This window comes from Amycolatopsis bartoniae (genome assembly GCF_014191255.1).
Classification (GTDB): domain Bacteria; phylum Actinomycetota; class Actinomycetes; order Mycobacteriales; family Pseudonocardiaceae; genus Amycolatopsis_E; species Amycolatopsis_E bartoniae.
Window position 1 is genome coordinate 244,290 of record NZ_JACHWH010000002.1, and the last position, 23,250, is coordinate 267,539.

The 23,250-nt window shown below is 71.7% G+C and carries 22 protein-coding genes and 1 riboswitch; of the genes, 12 read left to right on the plus strand and 10 right to left on the minus strand.

Going from position 1 to position 23,250, the window contains the following annotated elements:
• Window positions 1-119 precede the first annotated feature (119 nt).
• The 10 genes from FHX82_RS12960 (at window position 120) to FHX82_RS13005 (ending at window position 10,205) form a co-directional block, all read left to right on the plus strand.
• Window positions 120-863 carry an IclR family transcriptional regulator gene (locus FHX82_RS12960; RefSeq protein ID WP_145936791.1) on the plus strand — a complete coding sequence of 248 codons (744 nt, stop codon included), beginning with the start codon at window positions 120-122 and terminating at the stop codon, window positions 861-863.
• Between the two features lie 165 nt (window positions 864-1,028).
• On the plus strand, window positions 1,029-1,775 hold the full coding sequence (locus tag FHX82_RS12965) for a hypothetical protein (RefSeq protein WP_145936790.1): 747 nt from the start codon (window positions 1,029-1,031) through the stop codon (window positions 1,773-1,775).
• A gap of 83 nt (window positions 1,776-1,858) precedes the next feature.
• Window positions 1,859-2,455, plus strand: a complete 597-nt coding sequence (gene idi, locus FHX82_RS12970; RefSeq protein ID WP_145936789.1) for an isopentenyl-diphosphate Delta-isomerase — start codon at window positions 1,859-1,861, stop codon at window positions 2,453-2,455.
• 39 nt (window positions 2,456-2,494) lie between these two features.
• A riboswitch (cobalamin riboswitch) is annotated at window positions 2,495-2,613 on the plus strand.
• A 256-nt stretch (window positions 2,614-2,869) separates the two neighbouring features.
• The gene (locus tag FHX82_RS12975) at window positions 2,870-4,075 is read left to right on the plus strand and encodes a cytochrome P450 (RefSeq protein WP_145936788.1); all 1,206 of its coding nucleotides are present in this window, start codon (window positions 2,870-2,872) and stop codon (window positions 4,073-4,075) included.
• Window positions 4,076-4,077: 2 nt separating this feature from the next.
• Window positions 4,078-4,734: a TetR/AcrR family transcriptional regulator gene (locus tag FHX82_RS12980; protein WP_145936787.1), complete on the plus strand. Its 657-nt coding sequence runs from the start codon at window positions 4,078-4,080 to the stop codon at window positions 4,732-4,734.
• Entirely contained in the window at window positions 4,731-4,925 is a 195-nt protein-coding gene (locus FHX82_RS12985; RefSeq protein WP_145936786.1) for a ferredoxin, read from the plus strand. Before FHX82_RS12980 ends, FHX82_RS12985 begins: the two co-directional genes overlap by 4 nt.
• A complete protein-coding gene (locus FHX82_RS12990) occupies window positions 4,922-6,094 on the plus strand; it encodes an NAD(P)/FAD-dependent oxidoreductase (RefSeq protein ID WP_145936785.1) in 1,173 nt (390 codons plus the stop codon). The genes FHX82_RS12985 and FHX82_RS12990 overlap by 4 nt, the downstream gene beginning before the upstream one ends.
• On the plus strand, window positions 6,091-7,299 hold the full coding sequence (locus FHX82_RS12995; protein ID WP_145936784.1) for a cytochrome P450: 1,209 nt from the start codon (window positions 6,091-6,093) through the stop codon (window positions 7,297-7,299). The genes FHX82_RS12990 and FHX82_RS12995 overlap by 4 nt, the downstream gene beginning before the upstream one ends.
• 134 nt (window positions 7,300-7,433) lie before the next feature.
• On the plus strand, window positions 7,434-9,851 hold the full coding sequence (locus tag FHX82_RS13000; RefSeq protein ID WP_145936783.1) for an alpha-L-rhamnosidase-related protein: 2,418 nt from the start codon (window positions 7,434-7,436) through the stop codon (window positions 9,849-9,851).
• 72 nt (window positions 9,852-9,923) lie between these two features.
• A complete protein-coding gene (locus tag FHX82_RS13005; RefSeq protein ID WP_186382249.1) occupies window positions 9,924-10,205 on the plus strand; it encodes a virginiamycin B lyase family protein in 282 nt (93 codons plus the stop codon).
• 34 nt (window positions 10,206-10,239) lie between these two features.
• Here FHX82_RS13005 and FHX82_RS13010 read toward each other — a convergent pair whose 3' ends face one another.
• From FHX82_RS13010 to FHX82_RS13055, 10 genes are read right to left on the minus strand one after another with little or no spacing between them, the layout of a single operon-like run.
• Window positions 10,240-11,007 (minus strand): alpha/beta fold hydrolase, encoded by a 768-nt coding sequence (locus FHX82_RS13010; RefSeq protein ID WP_183176621.1) that lies wholly within the window; start codon window positions 11,005-11,007, stop codon window positions 10,240-10,242.
• The gene (locus FHX82_RS13015) at window positions 11,004-11,627 is read right to left on the minus strand and encodes a cyclase family protein (RefSeq protein WP_145936780.1); all 624 of its coding nucleotides are present in this window, start codon (window positions 11,625-11,627) and stop codon (window positions 11,004-11,006) included. The genes FHX82_RS13010 and FHX82_RS13015 overlap by 4 nt, the downstream gene beginning before the upstream one ends.
• Complete coding sequence (locus tag FHX82_RS13020; RefSeq protein WP_145936779.1) at window positions 11,624-12,901, minus strand: MFS transporter; 1,278 nt, start codon at window positions 12,899-12,901, stop codon at window positions 11,624-11,626. Before FHX82_RS13020 ends, FHX82_RS13015 begins: the two co-directional genes overlap by 4 nt.
• Before the next feature lie 20 nt (window positions 12,902-12,921).
• Window positions 12,922-13,911, minus strand: a complete 990-nt coding sequence (locus tag FHX82_RS13025) for an alcohol dehydrogenase catalytic domain-containing protein (RefSeq protein WP_145936778.1) — start codon at window positions 13,909-13,911, stop codon at window positions 12,922-12,924.
• Window positions 13,908-15,191 (minus strand): MFS transporter, encoded by a 1,284-nt coding sequence (locus FHX82_RS13030; protein WP_145936777.1) that lies wholly within the window; start codon window positions 15,189-15,191, stop codon window positions 13,908-13,910. Before FHX82_RS13030 ends, FHX82_RS13025 begins: the two co-directional genes overlap by 4 nt.
• On the minus strand, window positions 15,188-15,751 hold the full coding sequence (eda, locus tag FHX82_RS13035; RefSeq protein ID WP_145936776.1) for a bifunctional 4-hydroxy-2-oxoglutarate aldolase/2-dehydro-3-deoxy-phosphogluconate aldolase: 564 nt from the start codon (window positions 15,749-15,751) through the stop codon (window positions 15,188-15,190). Before eda ends, FHX82_RS13030 begins: the two co-directional genes overlap by 4 nt.
• Complete coding sequence (locus FHX82_RS13040; protein ID WP_145936775.1) at window positions 15,738-17,048, minus strand: mannitol dehydrogenase family protein; 1,311 nt, start codon at window positions 17,046-17,048, stop codon at window positions 15,738-15,740. Before FHX82_RS13040 ends, eda begins: the two co-directional genes overlap by 14 nt.
• Window positions 17,048-17,974: a PfkB family carbohydrate kinase gene (locus FHX82_RS13045; RefSeq protein WP_229881304.1), complete on the minus strand. Its 927-nt coding sequence runs from the start codon at window positions 17,972-17,974 to the stop codon at window positions 17,048-17,050. Before FHX82_RS13045 ends, FHX82_RS13040 begins: the two co-directional genes overlap by 1 nt.
• Window positions 17,971-19,185 (minus strand): D-mannonate dehydratase ManD, encoded by a 1,215-nt coding sequence (manD, locus tag FHX82_RS13050; protein WP_145936774.1) that lies wholly within the window; start codon window positions 19,183-19,185, stop codon window positions 17,971-17,973. Before manD ends, FHX82_RS13045 begins: the two co-directional genes overlap by 4 nt.
• Window positions 19,182-20,507: an MFS transporter gene (locus FHX82_RS13055; RefSeq protein ID WP_145936773.1), complete on the minus strand. Its 1,326-nt coding sequence runs from the start codon at window positions 20,505-20,507 to the stop codon at window positions 19,182-19,184. The genes manD and FHX82_RS13055 overlap by 4 nt, the downstream gene beginning before the upstream one ends.
• Before the next feature lie 100 nt (window positions 20,508-20,607).
• On the opposite strand from FHX82_RS13055, the gene FHX82_RS13060 reads away from it, so the two are divergent.
• Window positions 20,608-21,321: a GntR family transcriptional regulator gene (locus tag FHX82_RS13060; protein ID WP_145936772.1), complete on the plus strand. Its 714-nt coding sequence runs from the start codon at window positions 20,608-20,610 to the stop codon at window positions 21,319-21,321.
• 243 nt (window positions 21,322-21,564) lie between these two features.
• Complete coding sequence (locus FHX82_RS13065; RefSeq protein ID WP_145936771.1) at window positions 21,565-23,106, plus strand: purple acid phosphatase family protein; 1,542 nt, start codon at window positions 21,565-21,567, stop codon at window positions 23,104-23,106.
• The last annotated feature ends 144 nt before the right edge of the window (window positions 23,107-23,250 follow it).

A 23,250-nucleotide genomic window follows, 5' to 3' on the forward strand; every position in this document is an offset into this window, starting at 1 on the left:
GATCGGCACCATCGCTCCTTTGCGATCCGCACGACGACTGTCGGAGTCTATGTCCGTCTTCGCGCTATTTCCGGTGATGTTCCGCCCGGTGGAACACTTGGCTGTTTTGCCTCGAAATCATGTGTGACACTGCGGCCGTGGCGGTGCACACCCGGATCCTCTCCGTGTTGGCGGCCTTCAGCAGCGAGCGGCCGAACCTGACGCTGTCCGAGATCTCGCGCGCCACCGGGCTGCCCAAGGGAACCGCGCACCGGATCGTGACCCAGCTCGTCACGTGGGGCGCGCTCGAACGGGACGAGCGGCACTACGTGATCGGGCTGCGGATGTTCGAAATCGGCGCGCTCGCGCCGCGCGCCTACCGGCACCGGGCGCGGATCCTGCCGTTCCTGGAGGAAGCCGCCTCCGCGACCGGCGCGGAGGTGATGCTCGCCGTGCTGGACAAGGACGAAGCCGTGCTGGTGGAGCACCTCGGCGGGCGCCGGGCGGTGGCGCTCGCGGCGGGCCTCGGGGAGCGGCTGCCGCTGCACGCGTCCGGGGTGGGGCACGTGATGATGGCATTCGGGCCGGGTGAGCTGCTGAACGTCGTGTGCGCCCGGCCGCTGCCGCCGGTCACGTCGCACACGATCACGGACGCGTCGGCGCTGCGGGCTGCGGTGGCGCGCGTGCGGGAGGCCGGGGTGTCGGTGCTGCCCCACTCGATGCTCGCGGGCACGGTCTCGGTGGCGGCGCCGATCTTCGCCGAACGCGGCGCCTTCGCGGGCGCGATCCTGTTCGTGTGCCCGGTCGCGAGGACGAACGTGAAGCGCCTCAGCAAGACCGCGCTGCAGACGGCGCACCGGATCTCGGCGGCGCTGGGGTCCTGAGGGTCACAGCTCGTCGAGGTCGATCATTTCGTCGTGGGGAATGGCGTGCCACAGGGTCTTCGCGGCCTGCCAGCTGCACCGAGTTCACCTGCAGCACAGTAGAGGTTGATGCGGTACGCCATCGGTCCATTGTGTACTGGGGCCGGGCCGGTATGCTCGGGGGTGGTGATCGATCAGGCAGCCGAGCTCTCGACGTTCGTCGCCGGGTTCTCGGCGTCGTTGTCTTCGCACGCGCCCTACCGTCCGCCCACGCCGGGTGAGCGGGACGATGTGGCCGCAGCGGTGCTGGCGTTCGTGGCGGGGCGGTCGTTTTCGCCGGGCGGTTTCGCTACCGCCGAGTACGGGCGTTACGCGGTGCTGGTGCACGAGCGCGGGTGGGGCCTGTACGCCGTTGACCGCGGTGCGCCGCCCGGGTTGGCGGTCCAGGTGCCGCACCCGAACTCCGACCTGCACACGGAGAAGGTGGGCGTCGCCGTGTTCACCCGGACGCCGTCGGTGCTGCTGGTGGCGGGCGCGCACCGGAAGGCGGGCCGGGGCGCCGCGGACGTCGCGCACCGCGAGGACTCGGTGTTCCATGCCGTCGCCACCGGGCTCGCGCTGCCGCAGGTGCAACTGCACGGCTTCCAGGACGCCGCCCTGCCCGGCGCGGAGGTCGTCGTCTCCCCCGGCGCGGGTGCTCCCGGCCCCGCGGTCCGCGCCTTGGCGGCGGAACTGGCCGACGCGGGCTTCGCGACGCGCCGCGCGTGGGCCGACGACTGCCGGCGGCTGGCCGGTACCCGCAACCGCCAGGGCCGTGCGGCCGCCCGGCTCGGCACGGTGTTCGCGCACGTGGAGGTGAACCGCACGGTCCGCGAGGACCCCACGCGGCGGGTGGAGCTGGCTCGGGTGGTCTCCCGCATCAGCAGCGCTTGACCAGCGCCCCTCGACCCCGCTCGGTTCGGCCACCGCTCCATGATGGACCTAGAGTGCTGATGGGGAGCGACGAACGGAGTGGCATGGAACAGGTCATCCTGCTGACCGAAACGGGTGAAGCGAACGGCGTGCTGGCGAAGTCCGAGGTGCACCACAGCGAAACCCCGCTGCACCTGGCCTTTTCCTCGTACCTGTTCGACGGTGCGGGCCGGCTGCTGCTGACCACGCGGGCCCGGTCGAAGAAGACCTGGCCCGGTGTGCTCACCAACACCTGCTGCGGGCATCCCGCGCCGGGTGAGGACATCGTCGACACGGTGGGCCGCCGGGTCCGGCAGGAGCTGGGCGTCGAAGCGACGGAGATCACGCTGGTGCTGCCCCGGTTCCGCTACCGCGCCGTGATGCCCGACGGCGTGGTCGAGAACGAGATGTGCCCGGTCTTCCGGGCCCGCGCCACCGGTGACCCCGCTCCCGATCCGTCCGAAGTGGACAGTTTCGAATGGGTGAACTGGACCGAGTTCGCCGAGGACGTCCTGAGCGGACGGCGGGACGTCTCGCCGTGGTGCGCCGAGCAGGTGGCCGAGCTGGTGCGCCTGGGCCCGGACCCGCTGGCGTGGCCCGCGGCCGACGAGAGCCTGCTGCCGCCCGCCGCCCAGCGGAACGGTGTTCATCCGATGGCGTGAAAGCGTCGCAGCGCCAGTCGTACCCACGCTCCGGCGTGAGGGAATCCGGTGCGAAACCGGAACTGACGCGCAGCGGTGAGCGGCGACGGGCGGAACACGAGAGCCACTGGACCCCCAGGTCCGGGAGGCGTTCCGCTGGCCGCCTGCGCCGCCACTCCCCCGCCCGCAACCGCCGCGGCGCCCGCACGCTCGGCGTGGGCGCGGCTGGTGCTGCCGTGCGCGACTTCCCTGCTCACCGCCGCCCTGGTGGGCGCCGTCGGGTTCGCCGGTCTCGTCGTGGCACATCGAGTGTCGGCGTGCCTGCCTTCCTGCTGATCCTCTCCCGCCCACATCCCTAAATCAGTCGCTTGACTTAATTGAAGCTCACCGGTTGACTGCTCACGTGAACGAGCCGCATCCGGAGGGAGTTCCACGGTGACCGCGAGTGAGCAGGAGCAGGTCCTGGACTACCCGTTGACGAGCCCGGCGGCGCTGGAGCCGCCCCCGGAGTGGGAGCAGCTGCGGCAGCAGTGCCCGGTCGCGCGCGTCCGGCTGCCCAGCGGTGACGAGGCGTCGCTGGTGACCCGGTACGAGGACGTCAAGAGCGTGCTGGCCGACCCGCGGTTCACGCGGCAGCTGTCGGCGCAGGGCGCGGCGCGCGTCTCGGCGAACGAGTCCGGCGGCGTGTTCAACAGCTCGATGGCCACCACCCTCCCGCAGGCCGGCGAGGAGCACCAGCGGTGGCGGCGGACGGTCTCGAAGTGGTTCACCGCCAAGCGGATGTCCGCGCTGCGGCCCGGGATCGCGGCGATGGCCGACCGGCTGATCGACGAGATGGTGGCGCACGGCGCCCCCGCGGACCTCAAGGCGAGCCTCGGTTTCCCGCTGCCGGTGTGGGTGATCTGCGACCTGCTCGGCGTGCCCGAGAGCGACCGCGACCGCTTCGCCTACTGGTCGGACACGCTGCTCAACCTCACCCGCTACGACCAGGCGGAGATCGACGCGGCGCAGGCGGAGTTCCACGAGTACCTGGGCAGGCACATCGCCGCCAAGCGGCGGACTCCCGGCGACGACCTGCTGAGCGAGCTGGCCACGGCCGACGGCATGTCCGATGCCGAGCTGATCGCCACCGGCCTCGCCCTGCTGGTCGCGGGGCACGAGACCACGGCGAACATGATCGGCAAGATGGTCGGGATGCTGCTGGCCGACCGGCGGCGCTGGGAGCGGTTGCTGGCCGAGCCCGCGCTCGTGCGCACCGCGGTGGAGGAGGCCCTGCGCTTCGACGCCAACCCCGGCTTCGGCATGCCGCGCTACCTCAGCGAACCGGCCGAAATCGGCGGCGAGACGCTACCCGGTGGCACCACGGTCGTGTGCAGCATGGCGGCGGCCAACCGCGACGAGACCGCGTTCGCCGGCGCCGACGACATGGACCTGGGCCGCAGCCCGAACCCGCACCTGGCGTTCGGCGCGGGCGCGCACTCGTGCCTCGGCCAGTCGCTGGCCCGCACCGAGCTGCAGACCGTGCTGGAGGTGCTGCTGCGGCGCCTGCCCACCCTGGCGCTCGCCGTGCCGGTGGACGACCTGCGGCGCGTCGAGGGCCTGGTTGTCGGTGGGCTGCGGGAGCTTCCGGTCCAATGGTGAGCATGACCGAGAAGACCACCCGTGCCAGCGCAACCCGCGAAGCGATCCTGATCACCGCGGAGCGCCTGTTCGCCGAGCACGGTGTGTTCGCCGTGTCGAACCGGCAGATCAGCGAGGCGGCGGGCCAGGGCAACAACGCCGCCGTGGGCTACCACTTCGGCACGAAGGCCGACCTCGTGCGCGCCATCGCGAAGCGTCACGCCGCGGAAACCGAGCGGCTGCGCGTGCCGATGGTGGCCGCGGTGGCGGGTTCGCGGGACGTGCGCGACTGGGTGTCCTGCATGGTGCGCCCGTCCACCCGGCACCTCGAAGAGCTGGGCTCGCCGACGTGGTTCGCCCGCTTCGGCGCGCAGGTGATGACCGATCCCGGGCTGCGCCGGATCATGGTCGAGGAGTCGCTGACCTCGCCGTCGCTGCAGCGGATCGTCGACGGCCTGCACGGCTGCCTGCCCCACCTGCCCGCCGAGGTCCGCGCGGAGCGCGCGGACATGGCCCGGCAGCTGATGGTGCACATGCTCGCCGAGCGGGAGCGCGCTCTCGCCGAGGGCACCCCGACCCCACGGGCCAGCTGGCACGACGCGGCCACCGGAATGGTCGACGCGCTCACCGGCCTGTGGCTGGCTCCCGTCACCAACCCGGAAGAGGAGAAGGAATCATGAAGGTCAGTGTCGACGCGGACAAGTGCTGCGGCGCCGGGTCGTGTGTGCTGCTCGCGCCCGACGTGTTCGACCAGCGCGAGGAGGACGGCATCGTGGTCCTGCTCGACGCCGAGCCGCCGCAGGAGCTGCACGACGCGGTCCGCGAAGCCGCCGACGTCTGCCCGGCCGCCGTCATCGCGCTGAGCCAGTGAGCGCGAGCACCGACGTGCTCGTGGTCGGTGCGGCCGCCGCCGGGCTCGGCACGGTGGAAGCCTTGCGCCGCAAGGGACACGAGGGCCGGGTGACGGTGGTGGGGGCCGAGGCGCACCTGCCGTACGACCGGCCGCCACTGTCCAAACAGGTCCTGGCGGGCAAGTGGGAACCCGAGCGCGCGCGGCTGCGCACGCGGGAGGTGCTCGACGGGCTCGGCGCCGAGTTCGTCCTCGGTGACCCGGCCGTCGCGCTCGACGCGACGAACCGGACGGTGCGGACCGCGGCCGGGCTGAGCCTGTCCGCCGACGCCGTGGTCGTGGCCACCGGCGTCCGCCCGCGCGTGCTGCCGGGACAGGACGGGCTCGCCGGGGTGCACGTGCTGCGCACGCTCGACGACTCGCTCGCCCTGCGCGAGGACCTGCTGCGTGCCGAACGGCTGGTCGTGGTCGGCGACGGCGTGCTCGGCGCGGAAATCGCGGCGACGGCGTGTTCGATGGGGCTGGCCGTCACGATGGCGGGCCCGCAGCCCGCGCCGATGGCGTTGCAGTTCGGGCCGCTCGTGTCCGGTCTGCTCGCTCAGCTGCACATCGAGCACGGCGTCGAGCTGCGGCTGGGCACCGGCGTGGCGGGGCTGGCCGGGGAGGGCCGGGTCACCGGCGTCCGGCTCGCCGACGGTGAGGTGCTGCCCGCCGACGTCGTCGTGGTCGCCATCGGTGCCGACCCGGAGACGGGCTGGCTCGCCGGCAGCGGTCTCCCGGTCGACAACGGGCTGGTGTGCGACGAGCGTTGCCGTGCGGCGGAAGGGATCTACGCCGTCGGCGACGTCGCGCGGTGGCGGCACGAGGACCTCGGCGCGGTGCTGCGGCTGGAGAACCGGACCAACGCCACCGAGCAGGCCGGGGTCGTCGCGGCCAACATCCTCGGTGAGGACAAGGCGTACCGCCCGGTGCCGTACTTCTGGACCGACCAGTTCGAGGCCCGCATCCAGGTGCACGGCCTACCCTCCCCCACCGCTGAAGTGACCATTGTGGACGGTTACGTTACGGGCGGCCGGTTCGTCGCGCGCTACGAGGCGGACGGCCGCGTCACCGCCGTACTCGGCTGGAACATGCCCAAGCAGGCCCGCCTGCGCCGGGCGGAAATCGCTATCCCTGGAGGAACCCGATGACCAGCACCGTGAGCGAGCTCCCGGTCTTTCCCATGGCCAGGGCGCCGCGCTGCCCGTTCGACCCGCCGCCCGAGGGACGTGAGAAGCAGGAGGAGGCGCCGCTGACGCGGGTCCGCCTGTGGGACGGCAGCACGCCGTGGCTCGTCACGCGCTACGCCGAGCAGCGCACGCTGCTGGGCGACAAGCGCGTCAGCTCCGACATCAACAACCCCGGCTACCCGAGCCCCGCGCCGCGGAACCCGGGCGGCACGGGCATCAGCTTCATCCTCATGGACGACCCCGAGCACGCACGGTTGCGCCGGATGGTCACCGCGCCGTTCGCGATCAAGCGCGTCGAGGCGATGCGCCCGGCGGTGCAGAAGATCGTCGACGACCTGATCGACGAGCTGCTGGCGGGCCCGAAGCCGGTGGACCTGGTGGAGGCGTTCGCGCTGCCGGTGCCGTCGCTGGTGATCTGCGAGCTGCTCGGCGTTCCGTACACCGACCACGACTTCTTCCAGCACAACAGCAAGACGATCATCAGGCGGGACGCGAAGCCCGAGGAGCGCGAGAAGGCGCACCGCGGGCTGTACGAGTACCTCGACGGGCTCATGGCCGAGAAGCTGGAGAACCCGCGCGAGGACCTGCTGTCCGGGCTCGGGGAGCGGGTGCGCTCCGGCGAGCTGACGCGCGGTGAGGCGGCGCAGATGGGCGTGCTGCTGCTCATCGCCGGCCACGAGACCACCGCGAACATGATCGCGCTGGGCACGCTCGCGCTGCTGGAGCACCCCGACCAGCTCGCGCTGCTGCGGGACTCGGACGACCCGAAGCTCGTCGCGTCGGCGGTCGAGGAGCTGTTGCGGTACCTGAACATCACGCACAACGGCCGGCGCCGCGTTGCGCTGGAGGACATCGAGATCGCGGGCGAGGTGATCCGCGCCGGAGAGGGCATCATCCTGGCGAACGACCTCGGCAACCGGGACTCGTCGGTGTTCCCGGACCCGGACCGCCTCGACCTGACCCGCGACGCGCGGCGCCACGTCGCGTTCGGGTTCGGCGTGCACCAGTGCCTCGGCCAGCCGCTGGCCCGGCTGGAGCTGCAGGTGGTCTACAGCACGCTGTACAAGCGGATCCCGACGCTGCGGCTGGCCACGGAGCTGGAGAAGGTCCCGTTCAAGCACGACGGTTCCGTCTACGGGGTGTACGAGCTGCCCGTGACGTGGTGACTCCCTGAGCGCCACCGTCCCGCCTCCCGCGGGGCGGCGGCGCTTTTTGCGACGAAAGGACCTTGACGTCTCCCGTTGCCCGGGCCGATCATGAAACGATTCAACCCGGTTCGACGAGGAATCGAGGCATTCGCATGAGACGTCCCCACCGGTGGCTGACCGCTGCCGTGGTCGCGTTGCTCGGGCCCGCACTGGTGGCCGCGCCGGCGGACGCCGCGCCGTCCTGGCAGCGGTACGTCGTGGCGCCGGACAGCCGCGACGTGCAGCCGGTGCGGGTGGTCGAGACCACCGGCGACGTCACGCACCCGCAGGGCGTGCTGGGCAAGGGCACCGCGGTGCTGCGCCGCGACCCCGCCCCGGCCAAGCCCGCGTGGCCCGCGGGCACGACGGCCACCGCGTCCAGCGCCCACGCCCCCAACGGCGGCAACGACGGGCAGCCCCGCACCTACGACGCGGCGAACGCGATCGACGGCGACACCGGGACGTTCTGGAACGACGACACCCTCGCCGCCTACCCGGACACGCTCACGATCACCACCCCGGCGACGAACCTGCCGGGCATCACCATCCAGTCGAACGCCGACGGCGTCCCGCAGGACTTCACCGTCGAGACGTGGGACGGCAGCGCCTGGCACACCGCGGCCACCGTCACCGGCAACACGAAGACGCAGCTCGCGGTGCCCTTCGACCGGGCCACGACCACCACACAGGTGCGGCTCGTGGTGACGAAGGACCAGCCGACGGACAAGGGCGAGTTCACCCGCGTCAACGAGGTCTGGCCCGGCCTGGTCGCCGATCCGCCGGCGCCGTCGGTGGTCGTGGACTTCGGCAAGGTCGTCGTCGGCTATCCGCGGATCAGCTTCGCGGGCGCCTCGGCCGACAACCCCGGCGTGCGGCTCGCGTTCTCGGAGACCCTGCAGTACCTGAGCGACCGCTCGGACTTCACCCGCTCCGACTTCTCCGGCGGCCCCGGCACCGACCAGCACGCCGTCCCGAGTGGACGGTCGGTGTGGACGGACACCAAGGGCTGCCTGCCCGACGGGAAGGTGTGTGCCGACGGCCTGCACGGCTTCCGGTACGTGCGGATCAGCCTCGACGCGCTGCCCGCGGACGCACCGGACGCCCAGCCCTCCGGTGAGGTGCGCATCGACGGGGTTTCGTTGCAGTTCACGGCTTTCCTCGGCACGCCGGACACCTTCACCGGCTGGTTCGAGTCCTCCGATCCGCAGCTGAACCAGTACTGGTACGGCGCGGCCTACACCAACGAGCTGGTCACCGACACCTTCCGCGGCACCGATGTCGAACCGCGGAACGCCGACTCCCCGACACTGGACGGCAAGCTCGTCCTGCACGACGGCGCGAAGCGGGACCGTGACCCGTACGTCGGCGACCTCGGCGTGTCCGGGCGGACGACGTACCTGACGCACGACACGTCGGTGGCGGCGAAGAACGTACTGGCCGACCTCGCGGACCACCAGCGCGCGGACGGCTGGATCCCGCCCGCGTCGATCAACGACTACACGCTTCCGTTGTTCGACTATCCACTGTGGTGGGTCACGTCGAGCTGGGACTACGTGCTCTACACCGGGGACACGGGTTTCGGCGCGCAGTACTACGGGGCCCTGACGAAGACGCTCGACGGCTGGTACCCGACGGTGACGGATTCGCGTGGCCTGCTGTCCCGGCCGAACGGGTACGGCGACTACGCGTTCCTGCCGCGCGACGGCGAGGTCACGTACTACAACGCACTGTACGTGCAAGCGCTTTCCGACGCGGCACAGCTGGCGAAGGCGCTGGGCCATCCGGCGGACGCCGACCGGTGGCAGCAACGGGCCGCCGCTGTCTCCACCGCGATCAACACGTACCTGTGGGACCCGGCGGCGGGCGCGTACCTGGACGCGGCGACGGGGCCGGTGCGCCATGGCCAGGACGGGAACGGCATCGCGGTCGTTGCCGGAGTAGCGGATCAGGCGCGTTCGGAGTCCGCTTTGGACTACCTCGCGTCGAACACCGCGCTGCCGTACGGGAACTCCTTCATGGACAACGACACGCTCATCGCGGACGGCTCGCAGCGCGTGTACGCGTTCACGGCGTATCCCGAGCTGCAGGCGCGGTTCCAGACCGGCAAGGCGGACTCGGCGATCGACGAGATCAAGCGGATGTACGGCTGGATGGCCGGCCACGACCCGGGTGTGACGGACTGGGAGGGCATCGGCCCGGGCGGCTCGCTGTACGAGGGCGCGTACACGTCCGCGGCGCACGGCTGGTCGACGGGCGTGCTGCCGGCGCTGACGAACGACCTGCTCGGCGTCACCCCGGCGACGCCCGGCTTCGCCACCTGGACGGTCGAACCACACCCGGGTTCGGTCACCTGGGCACGCGGCCAGGTGCCGACGCCGCACGGACCGCTGACGGTGAGCTGGCGGCAGACCGGCGGGGCGATTTCGCTGACCGTGACGGCCCCACGGGGCACGACCGGCACGGTGACCTTGGGCGGCAAGCGGTTCATGGTTTCAGGTGGCACGCACTCGTTCACGGTGGTAAATCGGTAGCGCTGGATGGCAGGGTGGTCTCGTGGAGATCTCCCTGCCGACGTCACGATCGGCCCGGGCGGCACGCTCTGGGTGACACTGGTCCACAGTGGACAAGTAGCGCGGGTCGGTGAGCCGGTGCGGTTGTTCGACGTGGGCGAAGGACCGATGGTGATCACGACCGGGCCGGACGGGTCGTTGTGGTGCACTTCCCGTTCCGACGCGCTCGTGCGGATCACCGACGACGGCGTGACGGAGTTCCCGCTGCCGGACCGGACGGCCCGCCCACACGCCGTCGCCGCCGACCCGGCGGGCGGCTGCTGGTTCACGGAATGGGGCGCCTGGTGGTGTGCGAAGACGGAACCGTGGCGGTAGCACTGGAGGTCGGCGAGGTGGTCAAGGTCTCGCGCTAAGACGCCCCCAGGAACGCCCCGACCGCGGGTTTCAGGCGGCCATCGTAGAGGACCGACAGGTGCCCCCGCCCGGGGAGGAGCACCAGGCGGGCGTCCGGGATCCCGGCCGCCGTCGCGCGCAGCAGGTCCGGCGGCACCAGCCGGTCCCGGGTGCCGCCCGCGAGGAGGACCGGCACGGTGAGCTCGCCCAGCCGGGCGGTCACGTCCCAGCCCCGCACCGCCTCCACCAGCGCCACCTCACCCGGTTCGCGGGGCTTGCGAGAGGACACCGCGAACGTCGCCAGTACCAGCAGCCGCAGGGGGCCGTGGGCGATCAGACGGCTCGCGGCCGACGGCGAGAAGCCGCGCCGCACCACGCGCAACAGCTCCCGCGACGCGTGCGGATCGACCCGGCTCGCGGCGACGGTCACCACCAGGCGCCGCACGGTGCCGGGGTGGTCGAGCGCCAGCTGCAGGGCCGTGATGCCGCCGCCCGAGGTGCCCCACACGTCGACCGGCTCGCCGAACCGCTCCCGCAGCGCCGTCGCGTACCAGCCGGCCAGCTGCGCGATCGTCATACCCGAGGGCGGGCGCACCGGGCGGTGGACCAGGTGCACCCGGCGCCGGAAACCGCGGGCGAGCGCCGCCGTCGACAGTGCCGCTGACCGAGGGACGCGCACCGACAGGTCGGCGCCCCGCCCCAGCCCGGGCACGGTCACCAGCGGCGGCCCCTCCCCCACGGCGAACACCGACAGCCCGTCGTTCAGCCGTTCCCCCAGCCTCATGCGCCCCAAGCTACCGCCCGCACCGGCGAGCCCGAACCCCCTTCGATGGGCAGTGGGGCCAGCAGCAGCTTCACGAATCCCGACAGCTCGGGCAGCCGCGCGAAGTTCTCCCCGATCAGGATGTGCTGCCCCAGCAACAGCCGGTGGACGGGGCATTCCACCGACGACACCGGGTCCGGTGACGGCGTGTCCACCGCCACCACCCGCACGTCCCGCTCCACCAGGGCTCGGGCCAGCGCGAGCGAAACCGATGGCCAGTCCGCGAAGTAGTCCGCGCTCCCCCAGCGGGCAGCCCAGCCGCAGTCGATCAGCACCCGGTCGCCGGGCTTCAGCGGGCCGTACGCGGCCTCGAACGCGGCCAGCTCCGCCACGGAAGTGCCGTGCAGCACCGCCGCGCGGCCCCACAACACGTCCGGCGGCGCCGACGCGATGTCCGCCCCACCCGGCACCCAGTGCACCGGCGCGTCGAGGTGCGTCCCCGTGTGCTCGCCGAGCCCCAGCCGGAACACGCGCGACGCGTCGCCGCGCGTGTAGCACGACACCAGCTCGTGCTCGAACTCCGGATGTCCCGGCCACACCGGCATGCCCGGCCGCAGCGGATGGGTCAGGTCGACACTCACGCCGGCACCGCCACGCGCGCCCGAGCCGAGTCCCTGATCCGCAGCAACGGCACCAACGCGAGCACCGGACCGGCGACCAGCAGCACGAACGTCCAGCCCCAGCCCCAGTGGTCCGCGGCGAAACCGGCCACAGTGGACACGATCGCGCCGCCGAGACCCGTGGTCACCGCGATCATCAGGCCCATCGCCGAACCCGCCTGCCCAGGCGCGGAGTCGATCACCAGCGAGTAGATCACCGGGTACGGTGCGTTGCGGAACAGGCCCCACAGCAACAGCAGCACCCACGCCTGCCACGCCGAACCGACCGCCAGCAGCGGTACCACCGTCACCACCCAGCCCGCGACGCACACCAGCAGCACGCGCTTGCGTCCGAGGTGGTCGGACACCGTGCCCCACCCGATCTGCCCGATCCAGCCGGTCAGCCCGGACGCGCCCGACGCGAGGATCGCCGTGCCCGTGCTCATCGTCGTGTGGTCGGTCAGGTACACCACGAGGAACGTCGACAGTCCCAGCTCGCACCACAGGAAGCCGAAGTTCAGCAGGATCGCGCGCCGCACGTTCGCCACCCGCAGCACGCCCTTCAGCAGCCGCAACGGGTTCGGCGCCCGCTCACCGCGCTCGACCGACGGCAGCGGCGGCGTCAGGCCGCGCTCGCTGATCCAGTCGTACACCTTCTGCTGGTTGCGGCGGGTGCCCAGGCGCGCCTGCGCGATCATGATCGGCACGCCGATCAGCGGCAGCACCAGGAACGTGGTCTGCCAGTTCGTCGCCCCCAGCAGCGCGGCGACGAGCGCGGGCGCGAAGAACTGGCCGAGCGGGAAACCGATGTGGTGTGCCCCGACGGCGAACCCGCGGTTCTCCACCTGCCACCACTCGCCGACGATCGCCACGTTCGTCGGCTCGCTGCCGCCGCGGCTGATCCCCATCACGACGCGCATGAGCTGGAACGCGACCCAGCTGGAGGCGAGCACGAACGTGAACACGCCGCCCACCACCGAAAGCGCCATCGCGGCGATCCACACCCAGCTGCGCCGGTACCCGTTGCCGACGATGTCGGAGAGCCAGCCGAACAGCAGCGCACCGGCGATGGTGCTCACGAAGAACACCGAGTTGACCGCCCCGGCCTGCGTGTCGTTGAGCCCGAACGCCTCCTTCACCTGCGGCAGCACCGACGGCAGGATGGCCGCGTCGAGCGAGGTGATGAGGATGGCCAGCGAGGTGACGAGCAGCGTCAGCCACGACACCGGGTGGGCCGAGATCTTCCACCTGGACATGAAGGTTCTCCTTTGAACCTTTACAGGTCGATGACGACCTTGAGCTGGGAACGGTCGGTGAGCGCGGCTTCGAGAGCGGCTGCGGTCTCGTCGAGCGAGAATCGGGACGTCACCAGGGCCGCCAGATCCACCCGCCCGTCGGCGGCCCAGGCGATCGCCGTGGCGAAAGCCCCTGGCCCGTAACGGAAGCAGCCACGGATGTCGAACTCGTACCGCTGCACGAGCTGCAGCGGGAACGCCGGTTCGGGCTCTCCCGGAACCCCGACCAGCACGAGCGTGCCGCCCGGCGCGAGCGCGCTCGCGGCCGACCGGATCGCCGGGGGCGCACCCGAGCAGTCGAAGGCCACGTCGAACGGGCCTTCTCCCGTCGTCGCGCCCAGGGCAGCGGCCGCTCGCAGGCGTTCCGGCGACAGGTCGGTGACCACGACCTCAGCCGCGCCGTGTGCCCGCGCCGCCTGCAGCACCAGCAGGCCGATCGGCCCGGCGCCGGTGACGAGCACTCGCCGTCCTGCCACCGGCGCGCCGCGGTCGAGCGCCCACGTGGCCACGGCCAGCGGCTCGATCAGCGACGCGACCTCGTCCGGCACGGAGTCCGGCAGCGGGTGTGCGAACTGCGCCGGGACGAGCGCGCTCTCACGGAGCAGCCCGTGGGTCGGCGGGGAGCCGAGGCAGGTGTGGTTCGGGCACACGTTGTACCGGCCGGAAAGGCAGGCGGCGCAACGCAAGCAGGGCGCGGCAGGTTCGATCGCGACCCGCTCCCCCAGCCGGTCACCGGGCACCCCGGGACCGGTCTCCGTGATCACACCGAACCCCTCGTGCCCCAGCACGGTCGGCGCCCGCACCACGTTGGTGCCGTTGCGGCCGTCGGCGAAGTAGTGCAGGTCGGAGCCGCAGAGGCCCACGCCCCGCACCGCCACGCGCACCTGCCCCGGCCCGGCCTCACCGCGCGGCACCCGACCGGCGCGGAGATCCCGTGCACCGTGCAGCAGCACGGCCTTGTCCTGCGTCATACCAGAACCTCCGAACGCGGCAGCGGCAACGGCTCGACCTTCGGCAAACCGAACCCGTAGACGAGAGCCCCGACGACGGCGACCGCGCCGGAGACGACCAGCGGGACGACGTAGGACCCACCCGCGAGCGACACGAGCGCGCCGGTGATCAGCGGCCCGCTCACGCCCGCGATGTTCGACGCGAAGTTCTGGATTCCCGCCAGCGACGAGACCTGCCGGGGCGTCGGCGCGACGTCGGCGGGCAGCGACGCGATCGACGCGGCCGTGAACGCCAGACTCGCGTAGCTGATCGACAGCAGCGCCAGCGCGACCCCCGCGCTGTCCACGAACACCGCTCCGGCGATCACCGACGACACCAGCAACCCACCGACGAGACACGTCTTGCGCGCCCGGGTCAGCGTCCAGCCGCGGCGCAGCAACGCGTCCGAGGTGTACCCGCCCAGCGCGGATCCGCCGATCGCGACGATGCCGGGAATGGTGCCGAAGATCCCGAGCTTGAGCAGGTCGAACCCGCGCGCGGACACCAGATAGCTGGGAAACCAGGTGATGAAGAAGAACAACACGTAGTTGAGGCAGAAGAAGCCCACCATCATCGCCCACACCGTGCGGTGGCGGAACAGCGTGCGCCACCGCACCTTCGGACCGGCGTCGTCCTGCGCGGCGAACCGCGCGCCGCCTTCGACGAGCTTCGTCCGCTCTTCGTCGGTCAGCTTCGGGTGCTCGTCCGGGTCGCGGTAGGTGGTGAACCACAGCACCACCCACAGCAGCGCGAGCGCGCCGGTGAACACGAACGCCCAGTGCCAGCTCAGCACGGCGATCACGGTGGACACGACCGGCAGCGCGAGCACGGCGCCGACGCGGGAACCGTTGTCCCAGACGCTGTTCGCGAAGCTGCGCTCCGAACGCGGGAACCAGTTGCTGACCACCTTGGCGCACGCGGGGTAGCCCACGGACTCGCCGACGCCGAGCACCAGCCGCGCGGCGATCAGCAGGGCGCCGTTGCGGATGAGCCCGACCAGCATGGTCACCCCACCCCAGACGAGCGCGCCGATGCCGAACACGCGCCGCACGCCGTGCTTGTCGATCAGGGCACCGGCGGGCAGCTGCGACAGCGCGTAGGTCAGGAAGAACGCGCTGAGCGCGAAGCCCTGCTCGGTCGGGGTGAGGTGGATGTCCTCCGACATGTAGGGCAGCGCCACGCTCAACGTCGTGCGGTCGATGTAGTTGACCACGAAGGACAGGCTGCACAGCCCGGCCATGTACCAGCGCAGGTTCTTCATCGGAAGCTCCGGGGGATGATCCAGGTGCCGCCCGCACAGGGCACGGTGGACAGTGCGAGGTAGTCCGCGACGTTGGCTTCGGAGATGCCACCGGTCGGGCAGAACCGCGCCTGCGGCAGCGGTCCGGCCACCGCGCGCAGGAAGGCCGCGCCACCGGACGCCTCGGCGGGGAAGAACTTCATTTCCGTGATGTCCCGGTCGAGCAGGGTCAGAATCTCGGTGACCGTGCTGACGCCGGGCAGGAACGGCACGCCCTGTGCTGCCAGCGCGTCGACGAGCGAGGCCGGAGAACCCGGTGACACCAGGAACTTCGCCCCCGCCGCAACGGCTTCCTCGGCCTGCCGCGGCTGGGTGATCGTGCCCGCACCGATCACGATCGCCGGCACCTCGGCGGCGATGCGCCGGATGCTCTCCAGGGCGGCGGGGGTCCGCAGGGTCAGCTCCATCGTGCGGATTCCGTCGGCCAGCAGTGCTTTCGCCAGCGGCACCGCGCGCTCGGCGTCGTCGAGCACGACCACCGGGATCACGGCGCCCAGGCCCATCAGCTCACGCGCGTCCATCGAGCACCTCCTTCAGTACCGCTCGCGGGTCTTCGTGCACCAGTTGCCGGTGTGCGGCGAGGACCTGCCCGCGGAAGTCCGGATCGTCCGGCAGCACGCGGCGCAACGGATCGGTTCGCAGCTCCTCGGCGAGCGGATCCCGCAGGTCTTCGGTGGTCTCGACGTGCCTCAGCCACGCGGCGACCACATACGGGATCCAGCGCGGTTCCCGTCCTCGCGTGCGCAGGTCGGTGGCCGTGCCGAGCAGGCGCGGCCCGAGCTTCTGGGAGCCGTCGCTCGCGACCTGCTTCGTCGTGTGGCGCAGGGCGGGATTGGCGAAACGGGCCAGCGTGGTGCGCCCGTACTCCACGGCGTCGGTCGGGGCGTCCAGAACCGGCAGCACGTCGTCGGTGATCATGCCGGAGCACGCGTCGCGCAGCACCGGATCACCTACCGCTTCGGCGATCGTCGCGTGCCCCAGCAGCAGCCCGAAGTACGCCAGCAGCGAATGGCTCGCGTTGAGCACCCGGAGCTTCAACCGCTCCCACGGCTCGACGTCGGCGGTGAACACCGCGCCCGCCCGCTCCCACGCCGGGCGGTCACCGGCGAACGAGTCCTCGATCACCCACTGGCGGAACGGTTCGGTGACGACCAGCGCCTCGTCGCGGTAGCCCAGCTCCCGCTCCGCCTCGCGCAGGTCGTCCTCCGTGGTGGCCGGCGTGATGCGATCGACCATGGTGGACGGGAACGTGACGTTGTCGCCGATCCAGTCCGCCAGCGCGCCGAGCCCGGCCGCGTGGCAGAACGACTCCACGAGACCACGCAGGAACTCGCCGTTGCCGGGCAGGTTGTCGCAGCACACCACGGTGAGCGGCGGTCCGCCCACGCGGCGCCGGAGGCCGTGCACCAGCTGGCCCACGACGGTCTTCGACTGCTTGCCCGTCAGGTCGCCGGTGATCTCGGGGTCGCCCAGGTCCAGCTTCCCGGTCGCCGGATCGTGGCGGTAGCCCTTCTCCGTGACCGTCAGCGTGACCACGCGGATCTGCGGTCGCGCCAGCAGTTCCGGCACGTCCTCGCCGCGGACGACACCTGAGAGCGCCCCCACCATGCGCGGCGCCGCCGCGCCTTCGCCTCGCTCCAGCACCGTGTACCGATAGTCCTGCGGCTCCAGAACGCCACGCATGCGGTTGCTCACGCCGAGCACACCCCAGGACCGGTCACCGGTCGCGAGCATCGCGTCCTCGGTGTACACCACCTGGTGCGCACGGGAGAACGCGCCGAGTCCGAAGTGGACGATGCCGGTCGACTCGGGGCGCATCACGCGCTCACCCCCGCGTGCGCGAGAACCTCCGGCAGTGGCGCGATCCGGCCCGTGCCGCCCTGACCGCCGACGGACAGCGAAGCCGCGGCGGCCCCGATCCGCGCGGCGTCGGCCACGGAGTCGCCCAGCGCGAGCCGCGCGGTGGCGGTACCGGCGAACACGTCCCCGGCGCCCGTCTGGTCGACCACCTCCGGCGCGGGAACCGCCTCGTGCCACCGCTCCCCCGCGGCGGTGGACACGTGCACCCCCGAGCTGCCGCACGTCACGGCGACCGCCCGCGCACCCAGCTCCCGCAGCGCCGCCGCGGCGGCCGCCGGATCCGGGGCGGCCAGCAGCGCCTTGGTTTCCCCCGGCGCCGACGGCGTGACCAGGGTGGCGAACGGTGCCAGCGCGCGCAGCGCGTCCGCCGCCTCAGCCGCCGTGGTCAGGCGCGGCCGGTAGTTGGGGTCGTAGACGAACCGGCGGCTCCACTCCGCGGCGGCCAGTACGGCGGCGCGGGCGGAAGCCGAGATGGCGCAGGTGATCCCGCTCGCGAGCACGGCACCGGCGTTCGCGAGCACGTCGCGGTCCAGATCCTCGGGCGAGAGCTGCGAACCCACCGATCCCGTTCGCGCGTAGCAGAACTGCCGGTCGCCGTCCGGATCGCTGTACTGCACGTACATCCCCTGCTGCCCGGGCACCCGGCGCAGCAACGCATCGTCGATGCCGAGCTGCCGGACCCGGGTGGCGACGGCGTCGCCGAGCTCGTCGTCGGTCACCCGCGCGACCAGGCCCACCCGCGCGCCCGCGGCCGCCGCGGCGGCCGCCGCGTTGACCACGTCGCCGGAGACACCCATGCGAGCCGGAATCCCGTCGCCGAACGGCGCCAGTGTCGAGAACTCCACCAGTGGCTCCCCGAGGAGCACCACGTCGTACGCGCTCACCAGTCGTGCACCGACCCGTCGCGACGGCGGTTCACCGGCAGGTACTTGGGGTCGTACGGGAACTTCGCCGCGGCTTCCTCGTCCACCTCGACCCCGAGCCCCGGCAGGTCACCGGGATGCAGGTAGCCGCCCTTGAACGTGTAGGACGTGCGGAAGACCTCGCCCGCCGGGTCCGCGTGCCCCATGTACTCCTGGATGCCGAAGTTCGGCACCGAAAGGTCCACGTGCAGCGCCGCCGCGAGCGACACCGGCGACAGGTCACCCGCGCCGTGCGAACCGCTGCGCACGCCGTAGAGGTCGGCGAGCGCGAAGATCCGGCGCAGGTGCGTGATCCCGCCCGCGTGCGACACCGACGTGCGCACGTAGTCGATGAGCCGCTCGGTGATCAGGTGCTGGCAGTCCCAGATGGAGTTGAACACCTCGCCCACGGCCAGCGGCGTCGTCGTGTGCTGCCGGATCGTCCGGAACGCCTCCTGGTCCTCGGCCGGGGTGGGGTCCTCGATCCAGAACATCCGGTGCGGTTCGAGGTCCTTGCCCAGCCGCCCGGCCTCGATCGGGGTCAGCCGGTGGTGCACGTCGTGCAGCAGGTGGAAGCCGAAACCGAACCGCTCCCGCACCGCGCCCAGCATCTCCGGCGCGAACCGCAGGTACGGCGCGGTGTCCCACAGGTCCTCCTGCGGCCGCGCGCCCGCCGCGGGCTCGTACACCGTCTGCCCCTCGTGGGGGATGCCGTAGGTCTTGTCCAGCCCAGGCACCCCGGACTGCGCGCGCACCGCGAGGTAACCCTCGTCGAGGTAGCGGGCCACGTCGTCGAGCATCTCGGGCACGTCGCGGCCGCTCGCGTGCCCGTAGACCATGACGCCGTCGCGCGCCGCGCCACCGAGCAGCTGGTAGACCGGCAGCCCGGCGATCTTGCCCTTGATGTCCCAGAGCGCGACGTCCACGGCGGCGATGGCGGTCATCGTGACCGGGCCCCGGCGCCAGTACGCGCCCTTGTACAGGTACTGCCAGACGTCCTCGATGCGGTGTGCGTCGCGGCCGATCAGCAGCGGGCACACGTGGTCGCGCAGGTATGCGGCGACGGCGAGCTCACGGCCGTTGAGGGTCGCGTCGCCCCAGCCGACGACACCCTCGTCGGTGGTCACCTTGAGGGTCACGTAGTTCCGGCCCGGCGCGGTGACGAGCACCTCTGCTCCGACGATCTTGGTCATGCGGGCTGCCCTTCGGTTGCGGGACGGGAATCGGTGGCCCAGCCGGCGTATTCGCCGCCGCGGGCACGGGGTGCGGTCTCCGGCATCCAGCGCAGCGCGACCAGGCTGATCAGGATGAGGACCCCGACGTAGACCGCGTCGAGCGTGAACCCACCGCCCGACGCGGCGAGCAGCGCGGCGGCGACGACGGTGAACGGGCCGCTGGCGATCATGGAGCCGAACTGCCAGACGATGGACACGCCGCTGTAGCGGGCGCCGGCGGGGAACAGCTCCGGGAAGTACGACGCCTGGGGAGCGTAGGTCGCGCCGTGGCCGAACGCGAGTCCGGCGACCAGCAGCAGGGTGATGACGACCGCGTTGCCGGTCTGGATCGCGAGGAAGCCCGGCACGACGAGGACGAGGTTGAGCACGGTGGCGGCGAGGTAGACCGGGCGGCGGCCGACCCGGTCGGTCAGCAGGCCCCAGACCGGCAGCAGCACCAGCTCCGCGACGATCGCGACGATCACGCCGTCCAGCACTGTCCCGCTGTCGACGCCCTGGCTCTTGGCGTAGGAGACGAGGAAGACCGTGTAGAACGGGAAGACGGCGGCCTCGACGAACTTCGTCAGCGTGCCCGCGACGACCTCGCGCCGATGGTCGCGCATGAGGACCTTGAGCGGGGCGCGGTGCTCGCGCCCGGGCTGGAAGGTCTCCCGCACCCGCAGCCGTACGTACAGCCCGACGAGGACCACGACCGCGCTGAGCAGGAACGGGATCCGCCAGCCCCAGGCCACGAAGTCGCGTTCGGACATCCGCGCGTCGAGCAGGGCGAACAGCGCGCTCGGGATCAGGTACGCGGCGGGCGAACCGAGCTGTACGAAGCTCGCGTAGAAGCCGCGGCGCGCGGCCGGGGCGGCCTCGGCGGTCAGCAGCACCGCGCCACCCTGCTCCCCGCCGACGCCGAAGCCCTGCACCAGGCGCACCAGCACGAGGACCACCGGCGCCCAGACACCGATCTGGGCGTACCCGGGCATGAGACCCACGGCGAACGTGCCGAGCCCGGTGAGCAGGAGCGTGTAGACGAGGGTCCGGCGACGGCCGAGCCGGTCGCCGACATGACCCCACACGATGCCGCCGAGCGGCCGGGCGAAGAAGCCCACGGCATAAGTCGAGAACGCGGCCAGCGTGCCGAGCAACGGGCTGACCGCCGGGAAGAAGACCTTGTTGAACACCAGCGCGGACGCGGTGCCGTAGATGAAGAAGTCGTAGTACTCGGCCACCGTGCCGATCACCGACGCGGCGACCGTGCGCGGCAGGGACGCTCGGGTGAGTTGGGTCGTCATCGACACTCCTCGGGGACGGGACCTCCGCCATGGAGGTACTGCCATACAAGTACTGACATGCATATGCTGTCAAGTGTCGGAGGACCGGTAGGGTGGGCGAATGGCGAAGGCAGCGGCGAAACCGTCGGCACGGGTGGTCGTGCACCGGGAGCTGAGGAACCGGATCATCACGCTGAAGCTGCCGCCGGGTGCGCCGCTGTCGGAGAACGAACTGGCGGCGGAGCTGTCGGTCAGCCGCACGCCGGTCCGCGAGGCGCTGCTGCTGCTCGCCGAGGAGGAGCTGGTCCAGGTCTTCCCGCAGCTGGGCACGTTCGTGTCGCGCGTGGACCTGCAGCGCGTGGCCGACGCGCAGTTCGTCCGGGAGGCCGTGGAGGTCGCCTCGCTGGCCGACGCGGTGGAGCGGCTCGACGAGGACGTGCTCACGGGGCTGCGGAACGTCCTGGCCCGGCAACGTGCCGCGGAGGACGACGCGGAACGGTTCTTCCAGCTCGACGAGGAGTTCCACCAGCTGCTGCTCACCGCGGGCGGCCATGGGAACGCCTGGCGCACGGTCGTTTCGGCGAAGGCGCACCTCGACCGCGCCCGGCGGCTCGGCATGCGGATGGTCAGCCCGGTGCCGTCGCTGATCGACCAGCACGAGGCGATCGTGGACTCGCTCGCGGCCGGGAACCTCGACGCGTCGGCCGAGGCGATGCGTGCCCACCTGCGGCTGGTGTTCCAGGACGTCGAGCGGATCCGCAGCCATTCCCCGGAGCTGTTCGCGGGCGACGGCAACCAGCGGCCGGTCCGGCGGACCATCACCGCCTGGGCGTGACCGGTCCGGTCCGTCTGGGGCGCCTGCCGCCCGCCGGCTGGGCGCCTCCGCGGCACCTGCGCGTCCGCCGGTGAACCGCAGTCCCTGCCGCACGCCCCCCGCGCCCGGTTCGCCGGACCGTCACCGCCTGGGCACAATTGTCCGATTCTCCTTGTCGCGCAAGGAAAACGCGGCATTCCGCCGTCGTTCACCCCGGTGTCGCCGGGCGTTACTACGTTCTCCTCCGATCCCCGAGGAGGCGCCATGTCCCAGTCGTCCGTCACCCGCCGCAGCGCGCTGGGGCTGCTCGGCGCCGGAGCCGCCGCGAGCCCGCTGCTCGGTGGCGCCGTCGCCGCCGCGGCGCCGGTTTCGCCCGTCACCGGCACCGGTTCCACCCCCGTCCAGGGCCTGCACCTGCAGTTCGGCAAGGACCCGGCGCGGCAGATGGTCGCCTCGTGGATCACCGACGCCGCGGTGAAGCGCCCGCGCGTCACCTACGGCACGCTCGAAGGCGGCTTCGGCGCGGTCGCGCAGGCCGACACCCGCACCTACGTCGACGGCACGTCCGGCCGCACGGTGTGGGTCCACCACGCCGAGCTCGACCGGCTCCGCCCCGGTGCCGACTACATCTACGCCGTCTCGCACGACGGCGCGACGCCGGACGCGGGCACGTTCCGCACCGCCCCGGCCGGACGCGCGCCGTTCACGTTCACCAGCTTCGGTGACCAGTCCGCCCCGCAGGTGACGTGGGCCGCGAACGGCACGGTGGGCCTCGACGCCAACTCGACGCCCGCGACGAAGGACATCGTCACCGGGATCGAGACCGTCGGGCCGCTGTTCCACCTGCTCAACGGCGACCTGTGCTACGCGAACCTCGACGTGGACCGCGTCCGCACCTGGAACAACTTCTTCACCAACAACACCCGTTCCGCGCGGTTCCGGCCGTGGATGCCGGCGGCGGGCAACCACGAGATCGAGCGCTCGAACGGGCCGATCGGCCTTTCGGCGTACCAGGCGTACTTCCAGTTGCCGTCGACGGAAACGGATCCCGAGCTGGCGGGGTTGTGGTACTCGTTCACGGTCGGCTCGGTGCACGTGATCGTGCTGCAGAACGACGACAACTGCCTGCAGGACGGCGGCGACGTCTACGTCAACGGCTACTCCGGCGGGCGGCAGCTGGCGTGGCTGGAGCGGGAGCTGCGCGCGGCGCGCTCGTCGCGGGACGTCGACTGGGTGGTCGTCGCGATGCACCAGGTGATGGTGAGCTCGTCCGACGCGAACGGCGCCGACCTGGGGCTGCGCGAGAAGTACGGGCCGCTGTTCGACCGGTACGGCGTGGATCTGGTGCTGTGCGGGCACGAACACGACTACGAACGGTCGCTGGCCGTCCGCGGTGTGGTGTCGGGCAGCGAGACGCTGACGCCGAACCCGGTGTCCACCCGGACGGACGACATCGACACGACGCACGGCACGGTGCACATGATCCTGGGCGGTGGCGGCGTTTCCGGAACGACGAACCAGAGCTTCTTCAAGGACGGCACGGCGAAGGTGATCACGGCGGTGTCGCCGACGGCCAACCCGGCGACGGGCAAGCGGACTTCGGTGTACGTCAAGGAGGAGGCGGTGTGGAGCGCCGTGCGGGACCTCGACCACCCGTACGGCTTCGCGGCGTTCACCGTGGACCCGGGCCGCCACCCGGGTGACACGACGTCGCTGTACGTGACGTACTACAACGTGAACAAGCCGTCGGGCGAACTGTCGGTCTTCGAGCGGTTCACCCTGCACCGCCGCCGCTCGGACGGCTGAAACGGTTCCGACGGTCCGGCGATCTTCCTGGTGGCCGCCCACAGTCGGGCGAAGAACCACGTCACCGCCGGGAAAGCGACCGTCCGGAAAGCGGACTGGACCGCCGCGTGGAGCAGGTTGTCCGGCGAGCCCAGCAGGTGACCG